This is a genomic window from Paenibacillus sp. FSL H8-0537 (assembly GCF_038051995.1).
In the GTDB taxonomy this organism is placed as follows: Bacteria; Bacillota; Bacilli; order Paenibacillales; family Paenibacillaceae; genus Pristimantibacillus.
The window spans coordinates 3,965,285-3,986,804 of sequence record NZ_CP150290.1; the positions used below are offsets into that span (position 1 = coordinate 3,965,285).

Sequence of the window (21,520 nt, forward strand, 5' to 3'; positions counted from 1 at the left end):
CATGCCCCAATTATAGCATGATTGCTGCGGACTGGCGTGCGAATCTCCCTATAGATTTCCAAAATGATCGCGCCCTGCGCCCTGTTCTTAATCTTGTGCTTGTGCTTATTCTAAACCTTGCTTAAATAACGAGATGTCCCTGTCGATCAGCGGGTCCAATCGTTGCCTCAAGCCCTGAATGGAAAGTAAGGAAATCACTCTCTACCCCGTCGCTGAAAATAACACCGTCTTCCGGCATTTGCGACGTGATTCGCAGCTTGCGCTGCCCGTTGATCTGCCCGAACACAATCGAAGCTGCGGTCGTCCGGCTTGGAAATGGCTCTCTCACTGTAAAATAAAGCGAGTCCGCCGACCAGTCCAGCCGCCGTTTTGCCTGCTCCTCAGGCGCGCCTAAATTTTCCGGTGTGAGCGTCAGCGGCTGGTGTGTCGCGCTGCTTACAATGCCCGCCGCCCCGGCAAGAATGCTGCGCAGCCAGCCGCTTGCGCCGAGGCCAGTCGACACAATGATGCCGCTTGAAGAATGCTGCTCGGCATGCTGCTCGAGCTTAATTTCATACCGTGCGGATACATGGGTTTTGCGTCCGATAAACAAATCGTTAACGCCGTATAGGCACTGGCCATTGTTGAGCTGCGCCATTGCCAGCGTAACAGGCTGAACCCGGCGCTTGCCGCGCAGCACCTCGGGAATAAGCAGGCGCAAATCGCCAACCGTGAAGGGCAGCAGCACGCCTTCCCAGCGCTGCGGCTCCGGATTGACGCCAATGAGCGGCTGGCGGTCCAAATATTTCAGCGTACCCGCGACTAGTCCATCTGGGCCAATTGCGACGACGATATCGTGGTCGCCGAATAGGAAGCTGGGCACATGCTCGCGATCCAGCACTTGAACTCTGCCCTGCTGCTCCAGCTCGCTTACCGCCAGTGATACAGCATTTTGATACACGTCATTTTCCAGCCAATAGTCGCCAAAGTCAGCGCCAAGCCGCTCAATGTAAAACTTCGCCTGCTGCACCGTATTGTAGCGAACGAGCAGCTCCTCCAGCCTCGTCTTCCGCTTTACGACGATAAACTTTGCATCTGCACCCGCTGCCCGGCTCATCGTCCTGCCCCTCCTCTGGCTTCCGCCTTGCCCGAGCCCGACGCATTGCCAGCTCCGGGAATCAGGCTTTGCAGCAGATCCGGCGAAATATTCAGCTGCCCAATCCGCTCCGCTTTTTCCGCCATTTCCTGGAAAGCAATCGCAATGAGCTTATTCGAATCCATGCCCATATTCGTCATCGCTTGCAGCACATACGGCTGGGTGTCATGCAGCGACTTCATAACAGCGGCGAGCTCATACGCCTTGGCATCCGCCTCAGACCGCCTATTCGCAGCAGCCAGCTCAATTATCGCTTGCTTCTTCTCCTCAAGCTGCGTATCAAATTGCAGCTGCACCTCTTTAAGCTCGTTTTGCTTCTGGCGCACCGAGCGCTCCGCATCAAGCTGCGCTTCGCGAATTTGCCTCTTCTTCAGCTCAACCGCAATATCCGTGTTCAGCTCATTTTCCTTCACGCGCCGCTCCTGCTCTATGGAGGAATTTCGCCGCACGTACAGCGCCTCATCCGCATCCTGAAGCATTTGCTCGCGCGACTGCGCTTCAAGTGCCCGCATCGTCTCCTTGTTCGGCAGCACCGCCAAAATAGATAAGCCCATCAGCTCGATGCCCAGCTTCGTCAGCTCCTCATGCTGGCTGATGTCCTGTCTAATCATTTTCGCCAGCCGTTCGCTCGATTGGATCGCTTCCTTAAGCGGCAGCTGCGCCAGCTGTTTCTTCGTCAACACCTTGGCAAGTTGAATCATACGCTGGGACAGCTTAAGCGGATCGTCGGAAATATAGGCTTTTTTCTTTATGTTGTACGTATAATTCATAATTTCCATCATTTTGCGGTAGTCCACAATCCGGTAGGTCAGCTGTCCCTGCACCGTTACCGTCTGGTAATCGCGAGTAATCTCTTCAAACATAAACGGCACATCGATCGAGGAAATCGGAATGACGACCACCGAGGACGCACGCTCATAATAATAGAAGGACAGACCAACGCCCTCTTTCACAACCTTCCCGTTCTTCACCTGAATAATATAATCGCTCGGTTGAAACTTAACGAATTCGAATCCAAACATGGCTCGTTCCCCGCTTCCGTTTTCAATATTGTCGATTTGATAATATCTAAATGATAATTGATAAAAACCATACTGTCAAACCGACATTATAAAAACAAGCCCCGCCGTCACGAACCCAGCGACGTTGGAGCTTTATAGCGAAGGCTATACTCACCTATAAAAAATACACCCAATAATGCAGCTGCGACTGCTCATCATGCGAAACAAAGCGCGGCCCGGCCTTCGTCTGCTCCAGCAGCGTATGCTTCTCATCAAACACCGGAACCGACAGAAACTGCTCCTTGTTAAAATAAAACAACAGCTGCGTTCCGTCACTTGCCGCCTCTACCTTAAACAGCGTATATGGCTTCGGCAAAGTTTGCTTTTCCCCTGAACGATCTTCCATCCACACCTTAATGCGGCTGCCCGCATACGGCATCAGCTCATCCACCAAGCGCTGCATCTCCATCATGAGGCTGCACCTGCCCCCGTATTTGGACTGCCCGCTTTCTCGCCGCAGTGCCTGCATTCCTCGGGACGCTTCAAATCCAGCTCCAGCCTATAACCCTGAATCCACTCCCAAAATTCCGGAGGTGCCTGCTCCTCAATAAACAACAGCACCTCCTCATCCTTCTCCCAGTCACTGTAGCCTTTTACCGCCGCATTGACGACCTCAAGCTCCCCCTCCTGCTTCTCTTCCAGAAACCAGGAGGATTTCTTGGCGAACAGCTGCTGGAGCAGCCCTTCAATTGATTTAGTAAATGAGCTTCCCAGCTCCTGCTTGCGGATGAAGCATAAATCCAGCATAAATTCCGATTTCATCGTCAATCCCTCCCCGTGCATCTATCAAATGGAGCCTGACCTGTAACCTTTAAGATTTGACCATATCCCCCGGCAGTCTATTTCTTGTGCTGTGGTCGTTTTGCGCATTTTGAGCGTTTTGCAGAATCAGGCGCTCAGCATGCCCAAGCTTCTCTTGATAGTACAGCCAAATGACGAGGATTAGACTCGCCAGCGCAACCTCAGACAGTGCCATGAAGCCGATGGCGTAATGGCCGGTCCAGTTGTACAGCACGGACAGCAGCAGTGGCGGGAAAAATCCGCCAAGCCCGCCCATAGCGGATATTAGACCATTCGCAATGCCCGCCTGCTTGGTGAAGTACAGCGGCACCAGCTTGAAAATCGTCCCGTTGCCAGTACCCGCGCAAAACGCAATAATCAGACAGCCCACCGTATACATGCCGATGGATGGCGCGAAAGACAGCACGACCGCTGACAGCGTAAGTCCGCCAAACACGAACATCAAAATCACAAATGGATTGAAACGGTCTCCTAACCAGCCGCCAACAGGCCGCATGATGGTCGCCAGTACGATGAAGCCAGCTGTGCGCAGCCCCGCATCCACCTTGCTCAGCTCAAAATGCGAGACGAGGAAGTTTGGCAAATAGACCGTGAAAGCGACGAAAGAGCCGAACGTAATAAAATAAAACAAACAGAGCGCCCACAGCTTTTCATTTCGGTATACCCCTTTGATCTGCTCCGACAAAGAAGCCATCACCTTCGGCTCATTGCGATCTCCCAGCATAAAATTAATCAAAATGAATATGGCGAGCAGCACTAGATACAGCAGAACTGTTTTGCTCCAACCCAAATAGTTAGCCGCTACGGGAGCGGTAAATGCTGTAATCGCCGTACCCAAATTTCCGATGCCATAAATGCCGTTCACAAAGCCATGCCGTTCCTTCGGGTAATATTTCGGCAGAGAAGTGACGCCAACCGAAAACACTGCGCCCCCGATACCAAGGAAAATCCCGCCGATAATCAAATCGATAAAGCTGTCTGCAAGGCTGACCCAATAGACGGGGGCAAGCAAAAGGAGAAAACTAAACCCAAACAGCTTGCGCGCGCCATAGCGATTGGTCCAATAGCCGACCGGTATCCGAAGCACTGAGCCGAATAGCACTGGAATCGCCGTCACCCAGGCAAGCTGGCCTGATGTCAGCTGGATATCCTCCTTAATAAACGGAATAAGCGATGAAAGAATAACCCAAACCATAAACCCAAGAATTAGGCTTCCCGTCTGAATCGATAATTGCGTTTTATTTCCGTTCATCTGCGAACCTCCTTTTTATAAATCCATAGGGCCAGCGGGAAAAGCAGTACATTCAGCAAGGCAAAAACGAGAACAAGCTCATATTTTTCATGAAAATAATGATTAACGACGTACTGCGTGCAGACGATATTCAAAAAAAGCACCGCGCACAGCAGCAACACCCCTCTGTAGCTACGTTTCATACCGCTTCACCCCTGTCGCATAAATCGCTCCGCCATCGAGTTCAAGCAAAATCTCAGGCAGCGCTCTCCGTGGTGGTCCTGCTGTCGGCTTGCCCGATTGCGGATCGAAAAAGCCATGATGACAAGGACAGACGAGCTGATCCTCCTCGCGGCTCCAAAATACCGGGCATTTCAAGTGGGTACAGGCATTTTGGTAAGCCTTATACTGATTGTCGCCTAGCCGAATGAGCAATGCTGACTCATGGTCGCCGGGGTAGTGGAATTCCACCGCCTCTCCTACTTTGAGCGCCCGCACATCGGCGATTTTTTTCTTCGGATGGCTGCTTTTTCCAAAACCCATCAGTTCCTTCGCAGCAAGGCCGCCCCAAGGCAGCGTGGATACGGCGAACACGCCGGCTGCGCCAACCATCGTTTTCAGAAAGCCCCTGCGGTCCAGCTGGCGTTCATTATTTTTGTGAATGTTATGCGTGTAATTATCCTCTTCAAATGGCACTTTATTATTTTTTCCTGCTTCATTGTCCATTGCATCCGAACCTCCTTCTACTAGCTAACGTTCCAAGCCGCATCATAATGCCAAAGCCGGTAAAGCCCTATCGTTTAAAACAGCTTTTGGACACCCTGCAAAATGCCGGGAAGGCTGATCTTTACATTCGTCTCGCCTTCAAGCGGCTCGAACGGCTGGTGGCTGGAAACCCATTTGCCCAGTCGGTGCTGCTCCTGCTTCTCCGCCAGCTCTTCTTCTGTAATCCATTGCAGCGTATTGGTCGGACAGACGGAAGCACACATCGGCGGGATGCCTTCCTTCGTCCGGTCGTAGCAGAGGTCACATTTATACATCAAATTTTGCTCTTCATCAAATTTAGGAATGCCATAAGGGCAAGCGATCGTGCAGTTTTGGCAGCCAATGCATTTCTCGACAAGCGCAGACAGCACTGCGCCTTCCTCAGTAATTTGAATCGCTTGCGCCGGGCAGCTTCTCGCGCACGCCGGGTTGACACAGTGCAGGCACATGAGCGGAATTGTCTGGCGATCAACCAGCGGGTTGACGTCGTACACATAGTTTCGGTTGCGCTCGTCGTGTCCGCCGCATTGCGTACAAGCGGCGAGACAGCTGCGGCAGCCGATGCAGTTGTCCATTTCAATGTAAAGCAGCTTTTTCATCGTGCTGCCTCCTTTCCTGCGGCGGGCACCTTCGTCATTTGTGCGGCACAGACTTTAAATTCCGGCATTCGCGACATCGGATCAAGGGCAGCAATCGTCAGCAAATTGACCGACTGCTCATGACCATAGTGATAAGGCACAAATACGGTATCCTTGCGGATCGCCTCAATCACTTTCACTTTATATAAGCATTCGCCCCGGCGGGTGTACAATTTGACAACCTCGTCATGCGCAATGCCATACTGCTGGGCCGTCTCAGGATGAACCTCAACATACGGCTCTGGGCACATATCACGCAAAAACGGAATCCGCCGCGTCTGATTGCCCGATAAATAATGATAGACAACCCGCCCTGTCGTCAGGCGGAGCGGATACTCCTCGCATGGCTCCTCCGCTGATGGGCGGTAAGGCAATGCGCAAATTTTTGCCCGGCCATCGGGGTGGAAATATTTGTGATCCTCGAACATATAGGGCGTTCCCGTATCCGCTTCATCCTTGCAGGGCCAGAACACGCCATCCTGTCGATCGATTTTGTCCCAAGTGGCACCGTAATAATCAGCATATCCGCCCTTGGAAGCGAGGCGAAACTCATCTGCAACCTGGCTTGCCGTCTGCAAATGGCGGAAATAGTCACCGCGTCCAAGCCGCTCTGCCAGCTCTACATGAATGAGCCAATCCGGCTTCGATTCACCCAGCGGTTCCTGTGCCTTGTTGATTTTAATAATGCGGCCCTCCAAATTCGTCACCGTGCCTTCATCCTCCGACCATGTAACAGACGGCAGCACAACATCGGCGAATTCGGCTGATTCCGACAGGAAGAAGTCGGCGACAACCATAAAGTCCAAATCCTTCAATACCGAGCGCACATAATTGAGATGCGGCGCGGAAACAGCCGGGTTCGAGCATAGCAGATATAAGCCGCGAATCGTCTTCTGTTCCATCAGCTCGAACATTTCAAAGGCCGATACACCCGGCAGTGGCATTTCCTCCGGCGTAATGCCCCACACCTCGCAGACCTCCTGCACATGCTTCGGATTCGTCAGCTTGCGATAGCCCGGCAGCAAATCGGACTTTTGCCCATGCTCGCGTCCGCCCTGACCGTTGCCCTGTCCCGTAAGCGTCGCTACACCCGATTTGGGCCGTCCAATTTTTCCGGTAATAAGGGCCATATTCGTGTAGGCCGAGACGTTGTCTGCGCCTTTAACTTGCTGCTCAATGCCTCTGGCGAACATGACGATCGCATTCGGCGCCTTGCCGAAAATTTCCGCTGCCCGGATTAGCTTCTCCGGAGCTACCCCGGTAATTTCACTCGTGTATTCCGGTGTGAAAATCTTCACAATCTCTACCGTCTCTTCAAAGCCACTCGTATAATTCGCGATATATTCATGATCCGCATGACCGTTCTGAATGAGCAGATTTACCATGCAATTAGCAAGCGCCAAATCCGTTCCCGGTCTGAGATCCAGATGGACATCCGCCCTTCGGGCAATCGGTGTCTCCCTTGGATCGACGACGATGAGATAGCCACCGCGATTTTGCACTTCCCAGACGCGGAACATCGACGTTGGATGGCATTCTGCCGTATTGCTTCCTGCGATGAACAAGCAATCCGTCTGATGAATATCCGTCCACGGCAGCGTTGAGCCGCGATCAATCCCAAAACTCCGAAGGAAGCCCGCTGCTGCGCTCGCCATACAAAATCTCCCATTGTAATCGATGTATCTCGTTTGCAGCCCAACTCGGGCGAATTTACCGGTCAGATAACATTTTTCATTCGTCATCGAGACACCGCTGAATACGGACAGCGTGTCCTTGCCATATTCGGATTGCAGCTCCTTGAAGCGGCGGGCAATTAAATCATAGGCTTCGTCCCAGCTGGCTTCGCGGAAGCCTTCCTTTGTCCCTTTTTTCGAAGCGTCATCCCGAATGAGCGGCTTTAGCAGCCGGTCCTGATGATTCGTCTGCTGATAGGCGGTTACGCCTTTCGGGCACATTTTGCCGCGTGTGACGGGCCAGTCGTATCTTGGCTCCACTCCGATAATCGTATTTTTGTCGGTATCGACCCGCAAATTCATCCCGCACTGCATGCCGCAGTAGGCGCAGTGGGTTTTGACCAGCTTTTCCTTCGGATGATGCTTATTGGGAATATCTTGCTGGAACTTATCCTTTAGCATGCTGGTTGGCCTCCTTGACCTTGATTTCATGTGTCGGAATGCCAGTAAAGCGGGACATCCGGTATTTGCGTCTGCAAGGCAGACAAAGCTCCGCGAGATGGAAGCCTTCCTTCATCTCGAAGGAAATATCGTTTTGGGCAAGCACCTGAATGACATCGCTGGATTGCTCCGTCGATACGAAGCTGCTGCCGCATACTTTACAGGCTTTCATTTGCTGCTCGCCGTAAGCTTCGCGATAATTTTTGGCGAGTACGCTCATAGGACGGAAAGGAATATGCGCAAGCTTGCCAAAAGGCAAATAAATGAGTGTAACAATAACCGACCATTGATGGATGAGCGACATAACCGGATGGCCCCAGCCATGCAGAAAAATGTTGCTGACCGTCAACAGCAGCCCCGTAATGCTAATAAAGAGCAGCAAAAACAGCGGCAAAAAATCATAGGTAAATGTCTGTTCAGCCTTCGCCTGCATATCGTTAAGTCGGCGATACAGCGCCATGCATACCCCGGCGATAACCATAAAGGCGGTCATGTTCAGCGCATTGTAGAATAGAAAGGCGATCCAGCCGTCTGCCTTCACCTGCATTACATTGATACCGAAGGCGACGACGGTGTACAGGCCATTTTCGCCCATCGTAAAATACATCCAACCGAACACCAGCGGAAACGTAACGCAGCAGGATAAAATACATCCCCAGCCAAGCAGCACGTGCTGTGTCCAGCGGTAAACGCCACGCTTGAAGATGAAACGGTAGGTCGCCAGATGCTCAACCGATGTCTGCGGGGTGCTTTTGCGAAACAGCAGCTTAAGCCCCTTCTTCATAATCAGCTTCGTCGGTGGACGCTCGGCCCAAGCAATAAACCGATAGAAAAATCCCCCGATGAAAACGAGCGTGCCCACCATATAGCCATAAAGGGCAAGGTCGATATGGGTGAAAAATCGGGTGCCGACGTACACGAGAATCAGCAGCGCTACTACGGTCATGAAATACATTTTCGCAAATTTGGAAGCAAAGGCTCGATCCATGGCAAATTCTCCTTCTTCGATGTTTTCTGCCCCCATTAAACCATTGCAGACGGATGTATCGCTGTGATTGTCATCACACTAAAACCTTCGTCACTTTTTGTTCAAAAAAAAAACAATTTTCCTCCGCTCTATTCAGCGTTAAGGAAAATTGAATTCAAAGCATCTGTCTGAAGCTAGGCATTTGAAGTTTGAGAGGCCAAGGCTGCGTCATACAAGCTGATGATGCGCTCGTATTCCTCAGGCGTGTTCACATTCGCCACACAGCTAAGCTGCTCGGCCGGTGCTTCGAGTTGCTGCAAATCTACTCCGTTATAGCAAATCCGGTTCAGAAAAGTCATCACTCGGTATTCTTTTATATCGAGCAGCTTCTCAATTTCGCCAGCGCTGCGCTTGTCATAAACGCCGTGCAGTGGATGCAGCTTGCCAGCCATAGATGGAACTGCCGCCGCAGAGCGACGCTCCCGCTTCACCTTCCACAGCTGCTCGGCAACCGCGCTTGAAATAAGCGGCATGTCGCAGCCCACGACCCAAATGTCCGAATGTGTCGCTAGGGTTAGGGCGGCATGCATGCCGCTCAGCGGCCCTTTGCCTGGAATATAGTCTGTAATGATGCGAATGCTGCTCCCCAGAATCGGCAAATAACTTCGCGGGTCATTCGTTACTAAAATGACTTCAGCGCAAAGCTGCTTCATCGTGCGGATCTGCCGCTCGACAATGCTTTCGTTTACAAAAGGAAGCAGACCTTTATGGCGACCGCCCATTCTGCGGCTTTGCCCGCCGGCTAATATGGCTCCCGTCAGCATATATGTCCCTCCGTTCTGTAGTGGACACCCTTTTCTGGCTACATTATAGAAGGTTTTATACGGCGATACTGTTACAAATATCACTCTCTTAGGCTTTATTTACAATTTTTATGGCCAAAGTGTGATTTTAGTCACTCTGGCGATGATGGACTTCTGTTACATTGGGAGTAGGTTATTTCAAGCGGATAGTCCCGCTATACTAGCAGCAAAGGCGGTAATTGGGGATGAAACCAATGACAGTAGCGAGACCTTACACACAAACCGTATACAATACATTTTGTTTTTCAGAGACCAGCTTTGAGAAACTCAGTGAAATTATGTATACCCATCATATTCCGGCCGGCAGCCATATTTTCTGGGAGGGCGATGCCGACGACAAGCTCTATTACATAATGGAAGGCCGCGTTAAACTAATTAAACACAATACCGATGGCAAGGAATTTGTCTTCTCGCAATATCAAACAGGTGATATTCTGGGCCAGTTCGATCCTTTCAAGCCTACTTGCCACAGCTCAAGCGCAAAGGCCGTGCTGGACTGCACCATCGGCGTTATTCAAAAAAGCGATTTGGAAATTTTATTGTGGCAGCATGGCGATTTGGCGATTGAATTTATGAAGTGGATGGGGCTTATGCATCGTCTGACCCAGACCAAATTCCGCGACCTCGTCATTTATGGGAAGCAGGGAGCTTTGGCCTCGACGCTTATTCGGCTGGCGAACTCTTTCGGGAAGCAAACGGAGGATGGCGTGATGATTACTGAGAAAATAACGAATACCGAGCTTGCCGACTATATCGGCGCTGCTAGGGAAAGCGTCAACCGCATGCTCGGCGAGCTAAAAAAACAAGAGGTATTGTCATTCGATCACGGCTATATCGTGCTGAAAGACATCGAGCATCTGAAAGCGATTTGCAATTGCGAGCAATGTCCGAAGGAGGTTTGCCGCATTTAATTAAGCCTTCCTGCAATGGTTCAACCTGTAGGAAGGCTTTTTTTCTGTATTATTTATTTGCTTTATACTATTTGTTCTATAATCTCTGTTCTCTATTAAATCAAGCTATGCGCTCTGAAGAACGCGCGGGAACAAAATATTATTTTCCAAATGAATGTGCTGGAATAGATCGGTTTCTAGTTCCTCCAGCTTTTGAAAGGTTAACGTATACGTACGGCATGCCCCTTCCGGAAGCTCGAAATGATGCGTAACCGCACGTATTTCCTTGAGCAGATCACCTACCTGGCTGTGCTCGGACTCAAGCTCCGTTATCGCCGCTGTCAGCTTCTGGTGCAGCTCGGGAGATGGCTCCTGCTCATACTGGCGGATGAGCGGAAAGATTTGCTCCTCCTCGTCGATTAAATGCTGCTCCAGCTCCAGCTTCATTTCGTGGAATAATCTATGCAGCCGGGGCAGCACATCAGCCTGCTTATGCCCATGCACCCGCAATATTTTCGTCGTAAACTCGCTAAGCAGCGGAAGCTCCTGCTGGACATACACATGATGCGTCTGAATCACATGCTCAATCAGCTCCGTAAAAGGTCTGCTGCTCCAGTCGATATCCTCTCCCTTATGCTTGCTGGCCTCGGCAAAATTTTCATTGAGCGCGCTTAAAAACAAAGCTTCATCCGTTCCCTGCTGCCGCAGCACCGTATGCAGCGAGCGACTGCCCCCGCAGCAAAAATCAATGTTATAGGCTCGAAACAGGTTGCTTGCCCCCGGATAACGCGTCACAATTTCACCAATTTTCTCTGTACCGTTAAACATGGTCATTTTTCGCACCTCCATAAAATAATGTTGCAGCTCCGGCCTTTTATATTCATGAAGCTTGAGCTGCTGTTAGTATAGCGCAGGCCAGCCAGCATGTTTGTGATGAGGATCACTGCTTGAAAAATAGCAGCAGCGCTTCAGCCGCTCGCCTTCCCTGCCCGATACAATCCGGCAGACCGACTCCCTCATAGCCGGAGCCGCACAACAATATGCCGGGATGGCTAGCCGCAAGCCCCTCACGCAGCTTTGCCAACTGCTCCAGATGCCCCACTGGATACTGCGGCATCGACCGTCCCCACCTGGTCAGCTCCGTAAAAAGCGGCTCAGCTGCAATGCCCATTATCGCCTGCAAATCTTGGCGAACTGCATCCAGCAGCTCGCGATCCGTGAGCTTTGTCCAGGCTTGCGCCCCCGCATGTCCGATATAAGCCCGCAATAAAATGTGATCATTCGGTGCCGTATGCAGCCATTTCGACGACGTCCAGGTGCATGCGGTTATCATTCGGCCCTCGCTTCGCGGCACCACAAATCCGGAGCCATTCAGCGGAAGCTTAATGTCCTGCGGCTTGAAGGCTAGCGCGATATTAGCAACCGATACATAGGGAATGTCGCGCAGCGCCTGTATTGATCTTTGCGTCTGAACTTGCATTCCTGCGCTTCCTTCCAGTAAAACGGCGGTCTCGTAAGCCGGCAGCGCCATAATAACGCCATCCGCCTGCAGCTCCTCTCCGTGCTCAAGCCGAACCTGATAGCGCCGCCCTTCCCTCGTCACTTCCTTGACCGCTTGTCCAGTCAGCCGGCGGATGGAGCAAAGCTGCTCGTCCAAACGCTCGATCAGGCTTCCAAGCCCGCCTTTAAACGTGAGAAACAGGCTGCGGCGGGCTATTTCCGGCAGCTCCTTCGGCATTACACGCGCCTGCTTCTTGCTGGCGAGCATGCCCAAAATCAAGCTGCGATGCCGCTGCTCCAGCTGCCGAAATTGCGGAAAGGTCGCTTGCAGGCTGAGCGCTTTGGCATCTCCAGCATAAATGCCCGCCAGCAGCGGCTCCGTAACCTGCTCCAGCACCTCACGGCCAAGCCGCCGCTCAATGAAGGCACCTAAGGACTCATCCCCTGCCTCCTCCCGCTTCGGCAGCCATAAATCAAAGGCTGCACGCAGCTTGCCCAGCGGCGACAACAGCCCCGTCTTCATAAACGGAGTCACTTCCGTCGGAATGCCGAGCATCAGGCCCATAGGCATTTGATGCAGCCTGCCCTTATGCAAAATATAGTTCGCCTTCGCTTTCGGATTCGCCGCTACCAGCTGCGGCTCAAGACCAAGCTCCCTTGTCAAATCCAGTATGGGCTGCTTGCGCGCCATGAACGAATCCGGCCCCTGCTCGATGAGGAAGCCATCCCGGCGCAGCGTTTTTATTTTCCCGCCAAGGCTGCTGCTTTTTTCTATAAGGGTTATTTCTGCCGATATTTGCTGCCCATCCAGCAGCTGTCGCATGTAGAAGGCGGCGCTCAGACCTGTTATCCCGCCCCCAATGATGATGATTTGCTTAGGTGCCTCTCCCAATTCTGCCATCCCCCTTCATCTGTCCAGATTACGATACCATGCTGGAAACGGAACGGATGTGATATGGGTCATACGAACGGGAAATAGGCGGCACATGATTGAAGAGATAGACTAAACCTGTGACTAGCGTCACATAACGCCTAAATCGTCTGAGTTATAATGAAAAAAACGGAGGTGTACGGTGATGCAGCAGATGGAGCTTTTGCGCCAAATTTCTTTATTTCGCGATTTGACGCCGGATGAGCTGGCCCGGATATGGGCCATCGTCATTCCTCGGTCATACCGCAAGCGGACCGCTATTTTTACGGAGGGCAGCCATAAAGAGGCCGTATTTTTCGTCCAGAACGGGCTGATTAAAACCTATAAAACAGATGAAAACGGCAATGAGCATATTATGTCCTTCCTCAAAACAGGGGATATGTTTCCTCACACGGGCTTTTTCAACCAGCACCCGTACCCGGCAACGGCAGAGGCGATTATCGAGACGCAGCTGCTGGCCATTCCTATTCATGCGTTCGAGCAGCTCATGATGAATACGCCGGCGATCGCCATTAAGGTAATGCGCGTATTGAGCGGTAAAATAATGGAGCTGCAGGAAAAATTGCAGGAGCTCACAGGGCAGGATGTGCAGGACCGCGGCGTCTCCTTCTTGCTCAAGCTTGCTGAAAATTATGGAACGGAGCACGGCGGCAGCGTCCATGTCGAGGTGCCGATGACCAATCAGGAATTTGCCAATACAATTGGCACGACGAGGGAAACGGTCAACCGGCTCATTAATCAGCTGCGTAAGGAAGGGATTTTGGAGCCTCAGCGGAGCGGCTACCTGATTCATGACTATGAAGCATTAAAAACCTGGTCGCACAAGTGAAGGCGGTTAGCCTTGCACTTGTGCGGCTTTTCTTTTTCCCCAGATTAAGGCGATGCCCGTCACCATTATCAGGCTTGCGGCCCAGACGGCTTCCTGTACAAATACAAGCGCCCCGCGACCTGTCCAATCGAATAAGCCTTGTAAAAATAACGTCAGCTCGTTCAGCAGAAAACCAGCAATAAAGTTCATATAACCGATATGCACCGTCCTCCCCTTACCATTCAGCCAGCCCTGCTGGAGAAAAAGTGCTAGGCACAGGCAGCTTACGAAACCGAGCAGCGTCAGATGCAAATAACCGATGACGATGCTGCGCGATTGATAAATAGCCTCCGCCAGCTGCGGCACGATAAGGCCCAGCTCAAGCGTTGCCTTGACTGCCGCGAGCAGCAGCGCAAGCATGAGCAAACGTGCCGCCCAGCCTGTGAATACGGTGGACAAGGCGAAGCGGGCTTTGAGCAGGACGGCGCAAAATAGCAACATAGCCGCCCACTGAATGACGGCAGCGAGCGCTGCGGCGAGTTGGGCGGCCAGCCCTATTTTCAGCCAGAGCACCGATAGTAGAAATGCAGGCAGCATTGCCAGCGCATACATCCAAAACAGCAGCTTGACGACTTTCACAGAATAGGCGATTTGCCGCTGTTCCATCAACCGCAGCAGCACCGCGAGCAAGCCGAGCGTAAACCAGCCGTTATATTGAAAATGCAAATAAAAATAAATCGCTGCTTCATATAGCGGACTGTCCTTCCATCCATTGGCACTCAGCAGGGCAAGCCACCAAGGACCAAACGAGGAAATGACGAGACATAGCAGACTGCCTTTGACGAACAGAAAGGAGAGCGGCTGACCCGTGCTTGGATATGAGCCTTTTTCTCGATCCGGTTTTGTTCCTTCTCTTGCCATTGCCGCTAAGCTTCTCCACACCCATCCAGCAAACCAGTAGGAAAGCAAAATTTGCAGCGTTGAGAAGCTGATCGATATGGCGGCATAGCCTTGGATACAGAACGCTAAAAACATTCCGGATAGGGTCAGCTGTGTTGTCACCAGCATCACGCGGATTTTCAGTTCCTTGAAGACGCCCTCTACCCTGCCACTGGCTGAGTTAAAAAAAACAGCGAGAAACAATATAAACAGCGCCATATATCCCCAGCCGAGCAGTGCTAAATGGGAATGGGCATGCAGCAAATAATCGTATCGCAGCCCCGGCAGCGTGACAAATGCCATACTGCGCATCAGCAGGCCAGTTACCGCCGTTACGAGGAAATAACCAAGCGTTAGATGAATCCAGCTTTTGGGCAAGCCTTCCCCCTCCTTCGTCTAAGATGGGCTGTCAAGCAGCGATTCGCCCGCCGCTTGACAGCCCCACAGCATGCCGATTTCCAGCAAGCGTATATGATTAGCTAACGTCCGATTTATAGGATCGGCCTGTCGCCAAACCGATAACAAAAATAACAATGCCTACTACGCCTAGAGCGAAAATCGTATCGCCGACAGCCCGCAGCCAGACGAGATTTTGCATTGTGCGAGTATGAAGGAATTCGGCAGAGCGCGCATACCACATCCCATGCTCCATGCTCGCCAGCGTTTGGAGTATGCCTACGGGCAGCAGGCTTGCCAGCCCCATCGTCATCAAGCCAATATTAAACGACCAGAAGGAAAATTTCAGCAGCTTCGTCCGCCATTCCTTCTCTCCGGTGAGCCCGCGCAGACAGAACAGCATAAGCCCGATTCCGAGCATGCCATAAACGCCGAACAGCGCGGTATGCGCATGAAGCGCCGTCGTATTCAGCCCCTGCATATAATACAGCGCAATGGGCGGATTGATCAGGAAGCCAAAGAGACCTGCTCCGACCAAATTCCAGAATGATACGGCGACGAAGAAAAAGATTGGCCATTTGTAGCGCTTTACCCACGGCTTTGCCCGGCCATGACGCAAATTTTCATAAGCTTCAAACCCAATCAATAGCAGCGGCACGACCTCAAGCGCACTGAACGATGCACCGAAAGCGAGCACCCCAATCGGCGTCCCGGCAAAATATAAATGATGAAACGTGCCAATAATGCCGCCAGCAAGAAAAATAACGGTTGAGAACAGCACCGTTGCCGTCGCGGTTGCCGTGCGTATAAGCCCCATACGAGAAAACAGAAATGCGATAACAACAGCAGCGAATACCTCGAAAAAACCTTCCACCCATAAATGAACGACCCACCAGCGCCAGTAGGTCACAATGGTCAAATGTGCCTGAGGCCCCCACATTAAGCCCGGAATGTAGAATGTCGGAATCGCAACCGAGGCGATCAGAAACAGCGTCAGCAGATGACGGCTCTCCCCCTTTTTCTTCAGAGCCGGCCAAATTGCCCGCGCCATGAGGAAAAACCAGATAAATAAGCCGACCGTCAGAAAAATTTGCCAAGCCCGGCCTAAATCGACATATTCATAGCCCTGATGTCCAAAATAAAAATTATGCGTCGCACTTGTAATGTAGCCTTTGACCGCAAGCCATTCGCCCGCCATTGAACCGGCAACGATCAGCAGCAGGCAGCTAAATAGCACGTTCACCCCTAAACGCTGGTATTTAGGCTCATGCCCCGAAATCGCTGGTCCGATGTACAGACCCGTTGCAAGCCATGCGGTCGCAATCCAAAATACCGCAAGCTGTTGATGCCAGGTTCGCGTGACGCTATAAGGGAACCATTCCGCGAGCGGAATGCCGTAAAAGCCATTGCCTTCCACCGCGTAATGGGCCGTAATCGCTCCGAGACCTACCTGCACGGCGATCAGCGCCGTCACGATCCAGAAATATTTCATCGTCGCGCGCATGGAAGGCGTCGCTTTTACTTGCAGGAGCGGATCTTGCTCCGGTATATGCTCGCTATCATCCTGCTCCTTGCTCCGCTGTACTGCGTAATACCAAGCAAGCGCTCCTACTCCCGCAAGCAGCAAAACGACGCTCACAATGGACCAAAGCAGCGAAACGCTGGTCGGTTCATTGTCAATGAGCGGCTCGCCCGGCCAGTTATTCGTATACGTAATATCCGAGCCTAATCGATTCGTCGAGGTCGACCAAGTCGCCCACCAAAAAAAGGCGTTTAGCTTCTCGCGGTCCGCCGCTGAGCTTATCGTATTGGCCGGCAGCGCGATTTGCTCGCGATATACGGCCCATTCAGGCGCATCTCCGAATACAGCTGCATAATAGTCACCCAGCTCAGAAGCCGTCAATGCCCGTAGCGTTGTAATGATAAGGTCACCCGTCTGTGCGTCATACGTATTGGTGCGGATTTCACGCTTGAGCGTGGCTTTAAGCTCCGCCTGCTGCTCCTCGGTCAGCTGGTTATAAGGCAGCTGGTATTTTTGCTGCGCGTGATAATCATTCATAAATACAAGCTGCCGATGCAAATAGTCAGCCGTCCAATCCGGCGCTACATAGGAGCCATGGCCCCAGATGCTGCCCAGCTCCTGACCGCCCATTCGCTGCCACACCTGTTGACCCGACATAATATCGGCTTTAGTAAAAATCACATCTCCCTGCTCCGTGACCACTCGCTCTGGGATCGGCGGCTTCTCCTGAATAATTTCTCCGCCGTAATAGAGCAATACGCCAAAGGATAGAACAAATACGAGCGCCAATGCCGCCCATAGCTTTTTATAAGGCATGAACTCCCCGCCTTTACCTATTTAATTTAAACTCGGTATATAAGCACAATAAGGATCACTCTCCAAATAATCGCCAGTGAGAGCATAGGCCCTCGCCCTTGAACCGCCGCATATGTGTTTGAAGCGACAGATTCCGCATTTCCCCTTTAACAGCGATTTATCCCGCAGCTGCTGCATGATAGGGGAATGCTGGTAAATGTCTGCGAGCGGCCGCTCGCGTACATTGCCGCATGCAATCGGCAGAAAACCGCTTGGATAAACATCCCCCGTGTGGCTAATAAAAACAAAGCCGTCCCCATCATTGACGCCTTTGGGCGCACGTCCCAGCATGTCGGCATGTTTGCCCATGCTCGCGCCTCTATCTATGCATCCCGCTATTTCCTCACCTGCATGTTTTCGCCCCTCCAATTGCTCCCGCTTTTGCTGCTGCATAAAAACTCTGCGATAATGCGGTGCTTCCGTCGCTTTCACTCCGTACGGCATCATTCGCTGAATTTGGCACAGCCACATCATTACAGCCTCATGCTGCTCCGGCGAAATCATGTCTGCCTCCATTCCCCGGCCCGTCGGGACGAGAAAAAACACGCTCCACAAGACGACGCCCAATTCCTTCACCTTCTCGGCGATTGCAGGCAAATCGTCCACATTGTAGCGCGACACGGTTGTGTTCACCTGCAGTGGAATTTGCTGCTCCTGCAAATATGCGATTCCTTTCATCGTCTGGTCAAACGAGCCCCTCGTTCCGCGAAAATGATCATGAATATCCGCTGTCGAGCCATCCAGACTGAACGCCCAACGCGACAAGCCCGCTTCCTTTGCCTTGCAAATCGCCTCATACGTAACCTTCGGCGTGGCGCTAGGTGTCATCGAAACCGGCAGTCCCTGCTCCTCGGATGCATATTTAGCAAGCTCAAACAAGTCCTGCCGCATTAGCGGGTCACCACCTGTAAAAACAAATAACGGCCGATCCATCGCCGCGATTTCATCAATCAGCCGCTTGCCTTCAGCAAGTGTTAGCTGACGAGGATCTGCCTTGTACTGCGCCTCCGCTCGGCAATGCAGGCATTTGAGCGCACAGGCGCGGGTCACCTCCCAAATGACGATAAATGGATTAACGTTGTAATCGCGCTCCTGTTTGTTTACTGTCATGCTCATATTTCTCCCTCCTCTCCTTAGCAAAATAGAAACTGTCCTTATTTTAGAAAACATTCTGGAGCGCAACTGTGCGTCCCGTCACATTCGCAAGCGGCACCTTACTTTATTGTTGAGGTGTACGGTATCACTTTAGGCATCTACTGGATTGAAAGGAAGGATGACCATGCTGAATGTGAGGCATATGATGATTGTGTTTGCAATTTTGGGGGCAATCGCTGTTTTCTGCGCATACATCCCTGCGGAGGAAAATGATGCGGCCGCTATTGCGGAAGCGGCGGAAACGTTGAATCAGCCGCCTATAGCACCGATTATTCACCGGGAGGGAAGCACGGTAAAGATTGAAATGACTGCTCAGGTAACCGATGTGGAAATTTCCAAAGGCGTCTTTTACAATGCGTGGACGTTCAATGGGACGGTACCCGGACCTGTGCTGCATGTGAACGAAGGCGACACGATTGATTTTACGCTGAAAAATATGGACCCGAACGTGCCCCATTCGATGGATTTTCACGCTGTTCATGCTGCACCTAGCAAAAAATTCATCGATGTGATGCCGAATGAAGAAGGTCACTTTAGTTATAAAGCTCAGTCGCCGGGCGTGTTTATGTATCATTGCGGGACAAGTCCGGCACTCGCCCATATCGCAAACGGCATGTACGGCATGATTATTGTAGCGCCTGCGAATGGTTATCCTAGCGATGCAGACATTGACCGGGAATACACGATTGTGCAAAGCGAGTGGTATACGGAGCATGACTATCAAGCTTTTTTAAATGATGAGCCTATCTATGTCGTGTTTAATGGCAATGATTTTGGGCTGAAAGAACAGCCTTTCCTTGCCAAAGTCGGAGATCGGGTGCGGTTTTATGTCAATAACGCCGGTCCGAACGAGGTCAGCTCGTTTCATATTGTAGGCACCTTGCTGGACCGGGTTTATATGGACGGCAATCCGCGTAATGTGCTGTATGGCCTGCAAACCTATTTGCTTCCGGCAAGCGGCGGTGCTGTAGTCGAGGTGACTGTAACTGAAGAAGGCGACTATCCGATTGTGACGCATCAGTTTAATGATGCCGCCAAGGGCGCCACCGCGATATTACGCGTAACAAAAGACGGCAAGGATACGCATGAGCCAGCGATGAAGCATTAGCGCAGAAGCGCAATTTTCTGCTTCATGCCCTCTCTCGTTCGATTGACGATGTTCGTTATTTCGCTGCGAGTCGGCTGCTCCAGATGTATGCCCACGACCACCGTAGCGGTTACGCCGAGGCTGCTTGCCGCCAGCATCGCCAGTTCCGCTGCCAGCTCTCCTTCTTGGTGTCCTGGCAGTGTGATGGTATCACATTTAGGAGCAGCTAAATGAGCGCCCCATGCTGTCCAATACGCGGTAGCTGAAGCGCCAATATGGGCCGCTCCCCCGGTGATGAGAAAGACTAAATCGCTGCCCATTGGCAGCACCCGAATGTCCACCTGCTGTTCAAGCTCTTTTTTATGCTCCATTTGCTGCTCCATATTCCCCTCCCGCTTGGCCGCGTTCAATCAGCGCGGCCTTTCCTTTCGTTATACCGCGAGTCTACAGCAAACTAGACAGGATGGCTGTGACAGCCGTCACCCGCAGCGTCTTCCTGCTCGCATACCCTTTGCCCCGCACAATGTGATTCCCGTCACAAAGCCGCCTCTCGCTTTCGATTATGCTTTAGACATAGCCAAAACCAATCTTTTCGAGGAGGAATGTTTTATGCAAGCTTTCACTGCAACTGTCAACGCTACGGAGTATCCGCCGCAATTAAAGCACAAAGTTATTTTTCAAACGTTTCAGGAGCTTAAGCCTTCCGAAGCAATGCTGCTCATTAACGACCATGATCCCGTGCCGCTCCGCTTCCAATTCGAATCGATGTACAAGGATCAGTTTGATTGGGAATATATCGAGCAGGGCCCTGAGCTTTTTCGCGTCAAAATCGGAAAGCTTGCGCTGTAGCAGCAAAAAGCTTTGTAAAATAGCTTCGATAAGGAGGCAAGCAAATGGCCGAAGTGACTATCGTCAATGAAAAAACGATTAAAATTGCGGTCCAGCTGGAGGATGCGCTGACCATGATCCGCGATGCTCAGACCCATATTACGGAATATGCGTTCGACATCGTCACCATGGTGGAAAAAATGCCGCAGTTCAACTATACGTATTTTTGCTTTTATGCTTACGACAGCGCATCGCTTTTCGAGCGAATGCTGAATACGGACCCCAAGCAATACACCTCCTTTTCACTCGATGCGCCGGACTCCTTTTTCTATGCTTTATATGGAGGAATGACGGGGCTGTACGAGGAAGCGAGGCTTTACCTTTAACGATCGGAGGAGGAGAGCAGCCATGCTAGCTAAGCAAACCCGAATTGTGGAGCTTGATGTCAGGCCTTATTTGCGCCAAAAGCTGGAGCCCTTCCAGCTCATTATGGATCAGGTGAAGGAGCTGGAAACCCATGATGTGCTCGTGCTCCATGCTCCCGCTGCTTGGCTTGATGAAGGTAAAGGGCTACGCCAATAAAGTTCAGCAGGTTGGCCCTGAGCACTGGAGCGTCACTTTCGTCAACAAAAAAAACAAGAGCTTCCTGCAGGCATGGGATGCAGAGCCCGATGCAGCGATGGAGGATGCTGTAAGGGACGAGGCAGTAGATACCGAAGCGGCAGCCTCCCAAGCTTCTTCAGAGCATTCCGGCAAAAAAATCATTCGGCTGGACAACCGCGGACTGGAGCCGCCTCAGCCGATGATTCGCACCTTGCATGCGCTGGAGAAGCTGGGCACCGGCGATGAAGTCATCATTCATAATGATAGAGTTCCCGTCTTCCTCATTGAGGAGCTAAACTCGCTTGGTTACGCCTTTACAATTGAAGAGCAGGAAGACGGTACCGCACAAGTGTTCATTCAAAAAAGCTAGG

23 protein-coding genes and 1 pseudogene are annotated in these 21,520 nt (G+C 51.7%); 7 read left to right on the plus strand and 17 right to left on the minus strand.

Going from position 1 to position 21,520, the window contains the following annotated elements:
- Window positions 1-121: 121 nt before the first annotated feature.
- From MHB80_RS16660 to MHB80_RS16710, 11 genes and pseudogenes are all read right to left on the minus strand, one after another.
- Window positions 122-1,096 (minus strand): sugar kinase, encoded by a 975-nt coding sequence (locus tag MHB80_RS16660; RefSeq protein ID WP_341278044.1) that lies wholly within the window; start codon window positions 1,094-1,096, stop codon window positions 122-124.
- A complete protein-coding gene (locus MHB80_RS16665; protein WP_341278045.1) occupies window positions 1,093-2,157 on the minus strand; it encodes an SPFH domain-containing protein in 1,065 nt (354 codons plus the stop codon). Before MHB80_RS16665 ends, MHB80_RS16660 begins: the two co-directional genes overlap by 4 nt.
- A gap of 154 nt (window positions 2,158-2,311) precedes the next feature.
- Entirely contained in the window at window positions 2,312-2,608 is a 297-nt protein-coding gene (locus tag MHB80_RS16670; RefSeq protein ID WP_341278046.1) for a hypothetical protein, read from the minus strand.
- Window positions 2,605-2,958 carry a hypothetical protein gene (locus MHB80_RS16675; protein ID WP_341278047.1) on the minus strand — a complete coding sequence of 118 codons (354 nt, stop codon included), beginning with the start codon at window positions 2,956-2,958 and terminating at the stop codon, window positions 2,605-2,607. Before MHB80_RS16675 ends, MHB80_RS16670 begins: the two co-directional genes overlap by 4 nt.
- Window positions 2,959-3,073: 115 nt before the next feature.
- Window positions 3,074-4,249 (minus strand): annotated as a pseudogene (locus tag MHB80_RS16680) (nitrate/nitrite transporter); the annotation flags it as partial.
- Complete coding sequence (locus MHB80_RS16685) at window positions 4,246-4,431, minus strand: hypothetical protein (RefSeq protein ID WP_341278048.1); 186 nt, start codon at window positions 4,429-4,431, stop codon at window positions 4,246-4,248. The pseudogene MHB80_RS16680 and the gene MHB80_RS16685, both read right to left, overlap by 4 nt.
- The gene (locus tag MHB80_RS16690; protein ID WP_341278049.1) at window positions 4,421-4,954 is read right to left on the minus strand and encodes a Rieske 2Fe-2S domain-containing protein; all 534 of its coding nucleotides are present in this window, start codon (window positions 4,952-4,954) and stop codon (window positions 4,421-4,423) included. Before MHB80_RS16690 ends, MHB80_RS16685 begins: the two co-directional genes overlap by 11 nt.
- A gap of 74 nt (window positions 4,955-5,028) precedes the next feature.
- The gene (locus MHB80_RS16695) at window positions 5,029-5,592 is read right to left on the minus strand and encodes a 4Fe-4S dicluster domain-containing protein (protein ID WP_341278050.1); all 564 of its coding nucleotides are present in this window, start codon (window positions 5,590-5,592) and stop codon (window positions 5,029-5,031) included.
- A complete protein-coding gene (locus tag MHB80_RS16700; protein ID WP_341278051.1) occupies window positions 5,589-7,766 on the minus strand; it encodes a molybdopterin oxidoreductase family protein in 2,178 nt (725 codons plus the stop codon). The genes MHB80_RS16695 and MHB80_RS16700 overlap by 4 nt, the downstream gene beginning before the upstream one ends.
- A complete protein-coding gene (locus MHB80_RS16705; RefSeq protein WP_341278052.1) occupies window positions 7,753-8,793 on the minus strand; it encodes a hypothetical protein in 1,041 nt (346 codons plus the stop codon). Before MHB80_RS16705 ends, MHB80_RS16700 begins: the two co-directional genes overlap by 14 nt.
- 173 nt (window positions 8,794-8,966) lie before the next feature.
- Entirely contained in the window at window positions 8,967-9,596 is a 630-nt protein-coding gene (locus tag MHB80_RS16710) for a molybdenum cofactor guanylyltransferase (protein ID WP_341278053.1), read from the minus strand.
- A gap of 233 nt (window positions 9,597-9,829) precedes the next feature.
- On the opposite strand from MHB80_RS16710, the gene MHB80_RS16715 reads away from it, so the two are divergent.
- Complete coding sequence (locus MHB80_RS16715; protein ID WP_341283006.1) at window positions 9,830-10,546, plus strand: Crp/Fnr family transcriptional regulator; 717 nt, start codon at window positions 9,830-9,832, stop codon at window positions 10,544-10,546.
- 105 nt (window positions 10,547-10,651) lie between these two features.
- Here MHB80_RS16715 and ric read toward each other — a convergent pair whose 3' ends face one another.
- On the minus strand, window positions 10,652-11,359 hold the full coding sequence (gene ric / locus MHB80_RS16720; protein WP_341278054.1) for an iron-sulfur cluster repair di-iron protein: 708 nt from the start codon (window positions 11,357-11,359) through the stop codon (window positions 10,652-10,654).
- A gap of 106 nt (window positions 11,360-11,465) precedes the next feature.
- The gene (gene hemG / locus MHB80_RS16725; RefSeq protein WP_341278055.1) at window positions 11,466-12,917 is read right to left on the minus strand and encodes a protoporphyrinogen oxidase; all 1,452 of its coding nucleotides are present in this window, start codon (window positions 12,915-12,917) and stop codon (window positions 11,466-11,468) included.
- A gap of 184 nt (window positions 12,918-13,101) precedes the next feature.
- Here hemG and MHB80_RS16730 point away from each other — a divergent pair, with 184 nt between their 5' ends.
- Window positions 13,102-13,785, plus strand: coding sequence for a Crp/Fnr family transcriptional regulator (locus MHB80_RS16730; RefSeq protein WP_341283007.1), 684 nt, complete (start codon window positions 13,102-13,104; stop codon window positions 13,783-13,785).
- A 6-nt stretch (window positions 13,786-13,791) separates the two neighbouring features.
- Here MHB80_RS16730 and MHB80_RS16735 read toward each other — a convergent pair whose 3' ends face one another.
- The 3 genes from MHB80_RS16735 to MHB80_RS16745 all read right to left on the minus strand — a co-directional run bounded on the left by MHB80_RS16735 (window position 13,792) and on the right by MHB80_RS16745 (window position 18,586).
- Complete coding sequence (locus tag MHB80_RS16735; protein ID WP_341278056.1) at window positions 13,792-15,081, minus strand: hypothetical protein; 1,290 nt, start codon at window positions 15,079-15,081, stop codon at window positions 13,792-13,794.
- A gap of 97 nt (window positions 15,082-15,178) precedes the next feature.
- Complete coding sequence (locus MHB80_RS16740) at window positions 15,179-17,437, minus strand: nitric-oxide reductase large subunit (RefSeq protein ID WP_341278057.1); 2,259 nt, start codon at window positions 17,435-17,437, stop codon at window positions 15,179-15,181.
- Window positions 17,438-17,458: 21 nt separating this feature from the next.
- Complete coding sequence (locus MHB80_RS16745) at window positions 17,459-18,586, minus strand: TIGR04053 family radical SAM/SPASM domain-containing protein (protein WP_341283008.1); 1,128 nt, start codon at window positions 18,584-18,586, stop codon at window positions 17,459-17,461.
- 169 nt (window positions 18,587-18,755) lie between these two features.
- Here MHB80_RS16745 and MHB80_RS16750 point away from each other — a divergent pair, with 169 nt between their 5' ends.
- Entirely contained in the window at window positions 18,756-19,739 is a 984-nt protein-coding gene (locus tag MHB80_RS16750) for a multicopper oxidase domain-containing protein (protein WP_341278058.1), read from the plus strand.
- Here MHB80_RS16750 and MHB80_RS16755 read toward each other — a convergent pair.
- Window positions 19,736-20,101, minus strand: coding sequence for a hypothetical protein (locus tag MHB80_RS16755; protein ID WP_341278059.1), 366 nt, complete (start codon window positions 20,099-20,101; stop codon window positions 19,736-19,738). The genes MHB80_RS16750 and MHB80_RS16755 overlap by 4 nt on opposite strands.
- A 226-nt stretch (window positions 20,102-20,327) precedes the next feature.
- Between MHB80_RS16755 and MHB80_RS16760 the strand changes: the two genes are divergently transcribed.
- From MHB80_RS16760 to MHB80_RS16775, 4 genes are read left to right on the plus strand one after another with little or no spacing between them, the layout of a single operon-like run.
- Entirely contained in the window at window positions 20,328-20,567 is a 240-nt protein-coding gene (locus tag MHB80_RS16760) for a DUF2249 domain-containing protein (protein ID WP_341278060.1), read from the plus strand.
- Window positions 20,568-20,611: 44 nt separating this feature from the next.
- Window positions 20,612-20,932, plus strand: coding sequence for a hypothetical protein (locus MHB80_RS16765; RefSeq protein WP_341278061.1), 321 nt, complete (start codon window positions 20,612-20,614; stop codon window positions 20,930-20,932).
- Window positions 20,933-20,954: 22 nt separating this feature from the next.
- Window positions 20,955-21,128 carry a hypothetical protein gene (locus tag MHB80_RS16770; RefSeq protein WP_341278062.1) on the plus strand — a complete coding sequence of 58 codons (174 nt, stop codon included), beginning with the start codon at window positions 20,955-20,957 and terminating at the stop codon, window positions 21,126-21,128.
- Window positions 21,064-21,519 (plus strand): DUF2249 domain-containing protein, encoded by a 456-nt coding sequence (locus MHB80_RS16775; RefSeq protein WP_341278063.1) that lies wholly within the window; start codon window positions 21,064-21,066, stop codon window positions 21,517-21,519. Before MHB80_RS16770 ends, MHB80_RS16775 begins: the two co-directional genes overlap by 65 nt.
- Window position 21,520: the final 1 nt, after the last annotated feature.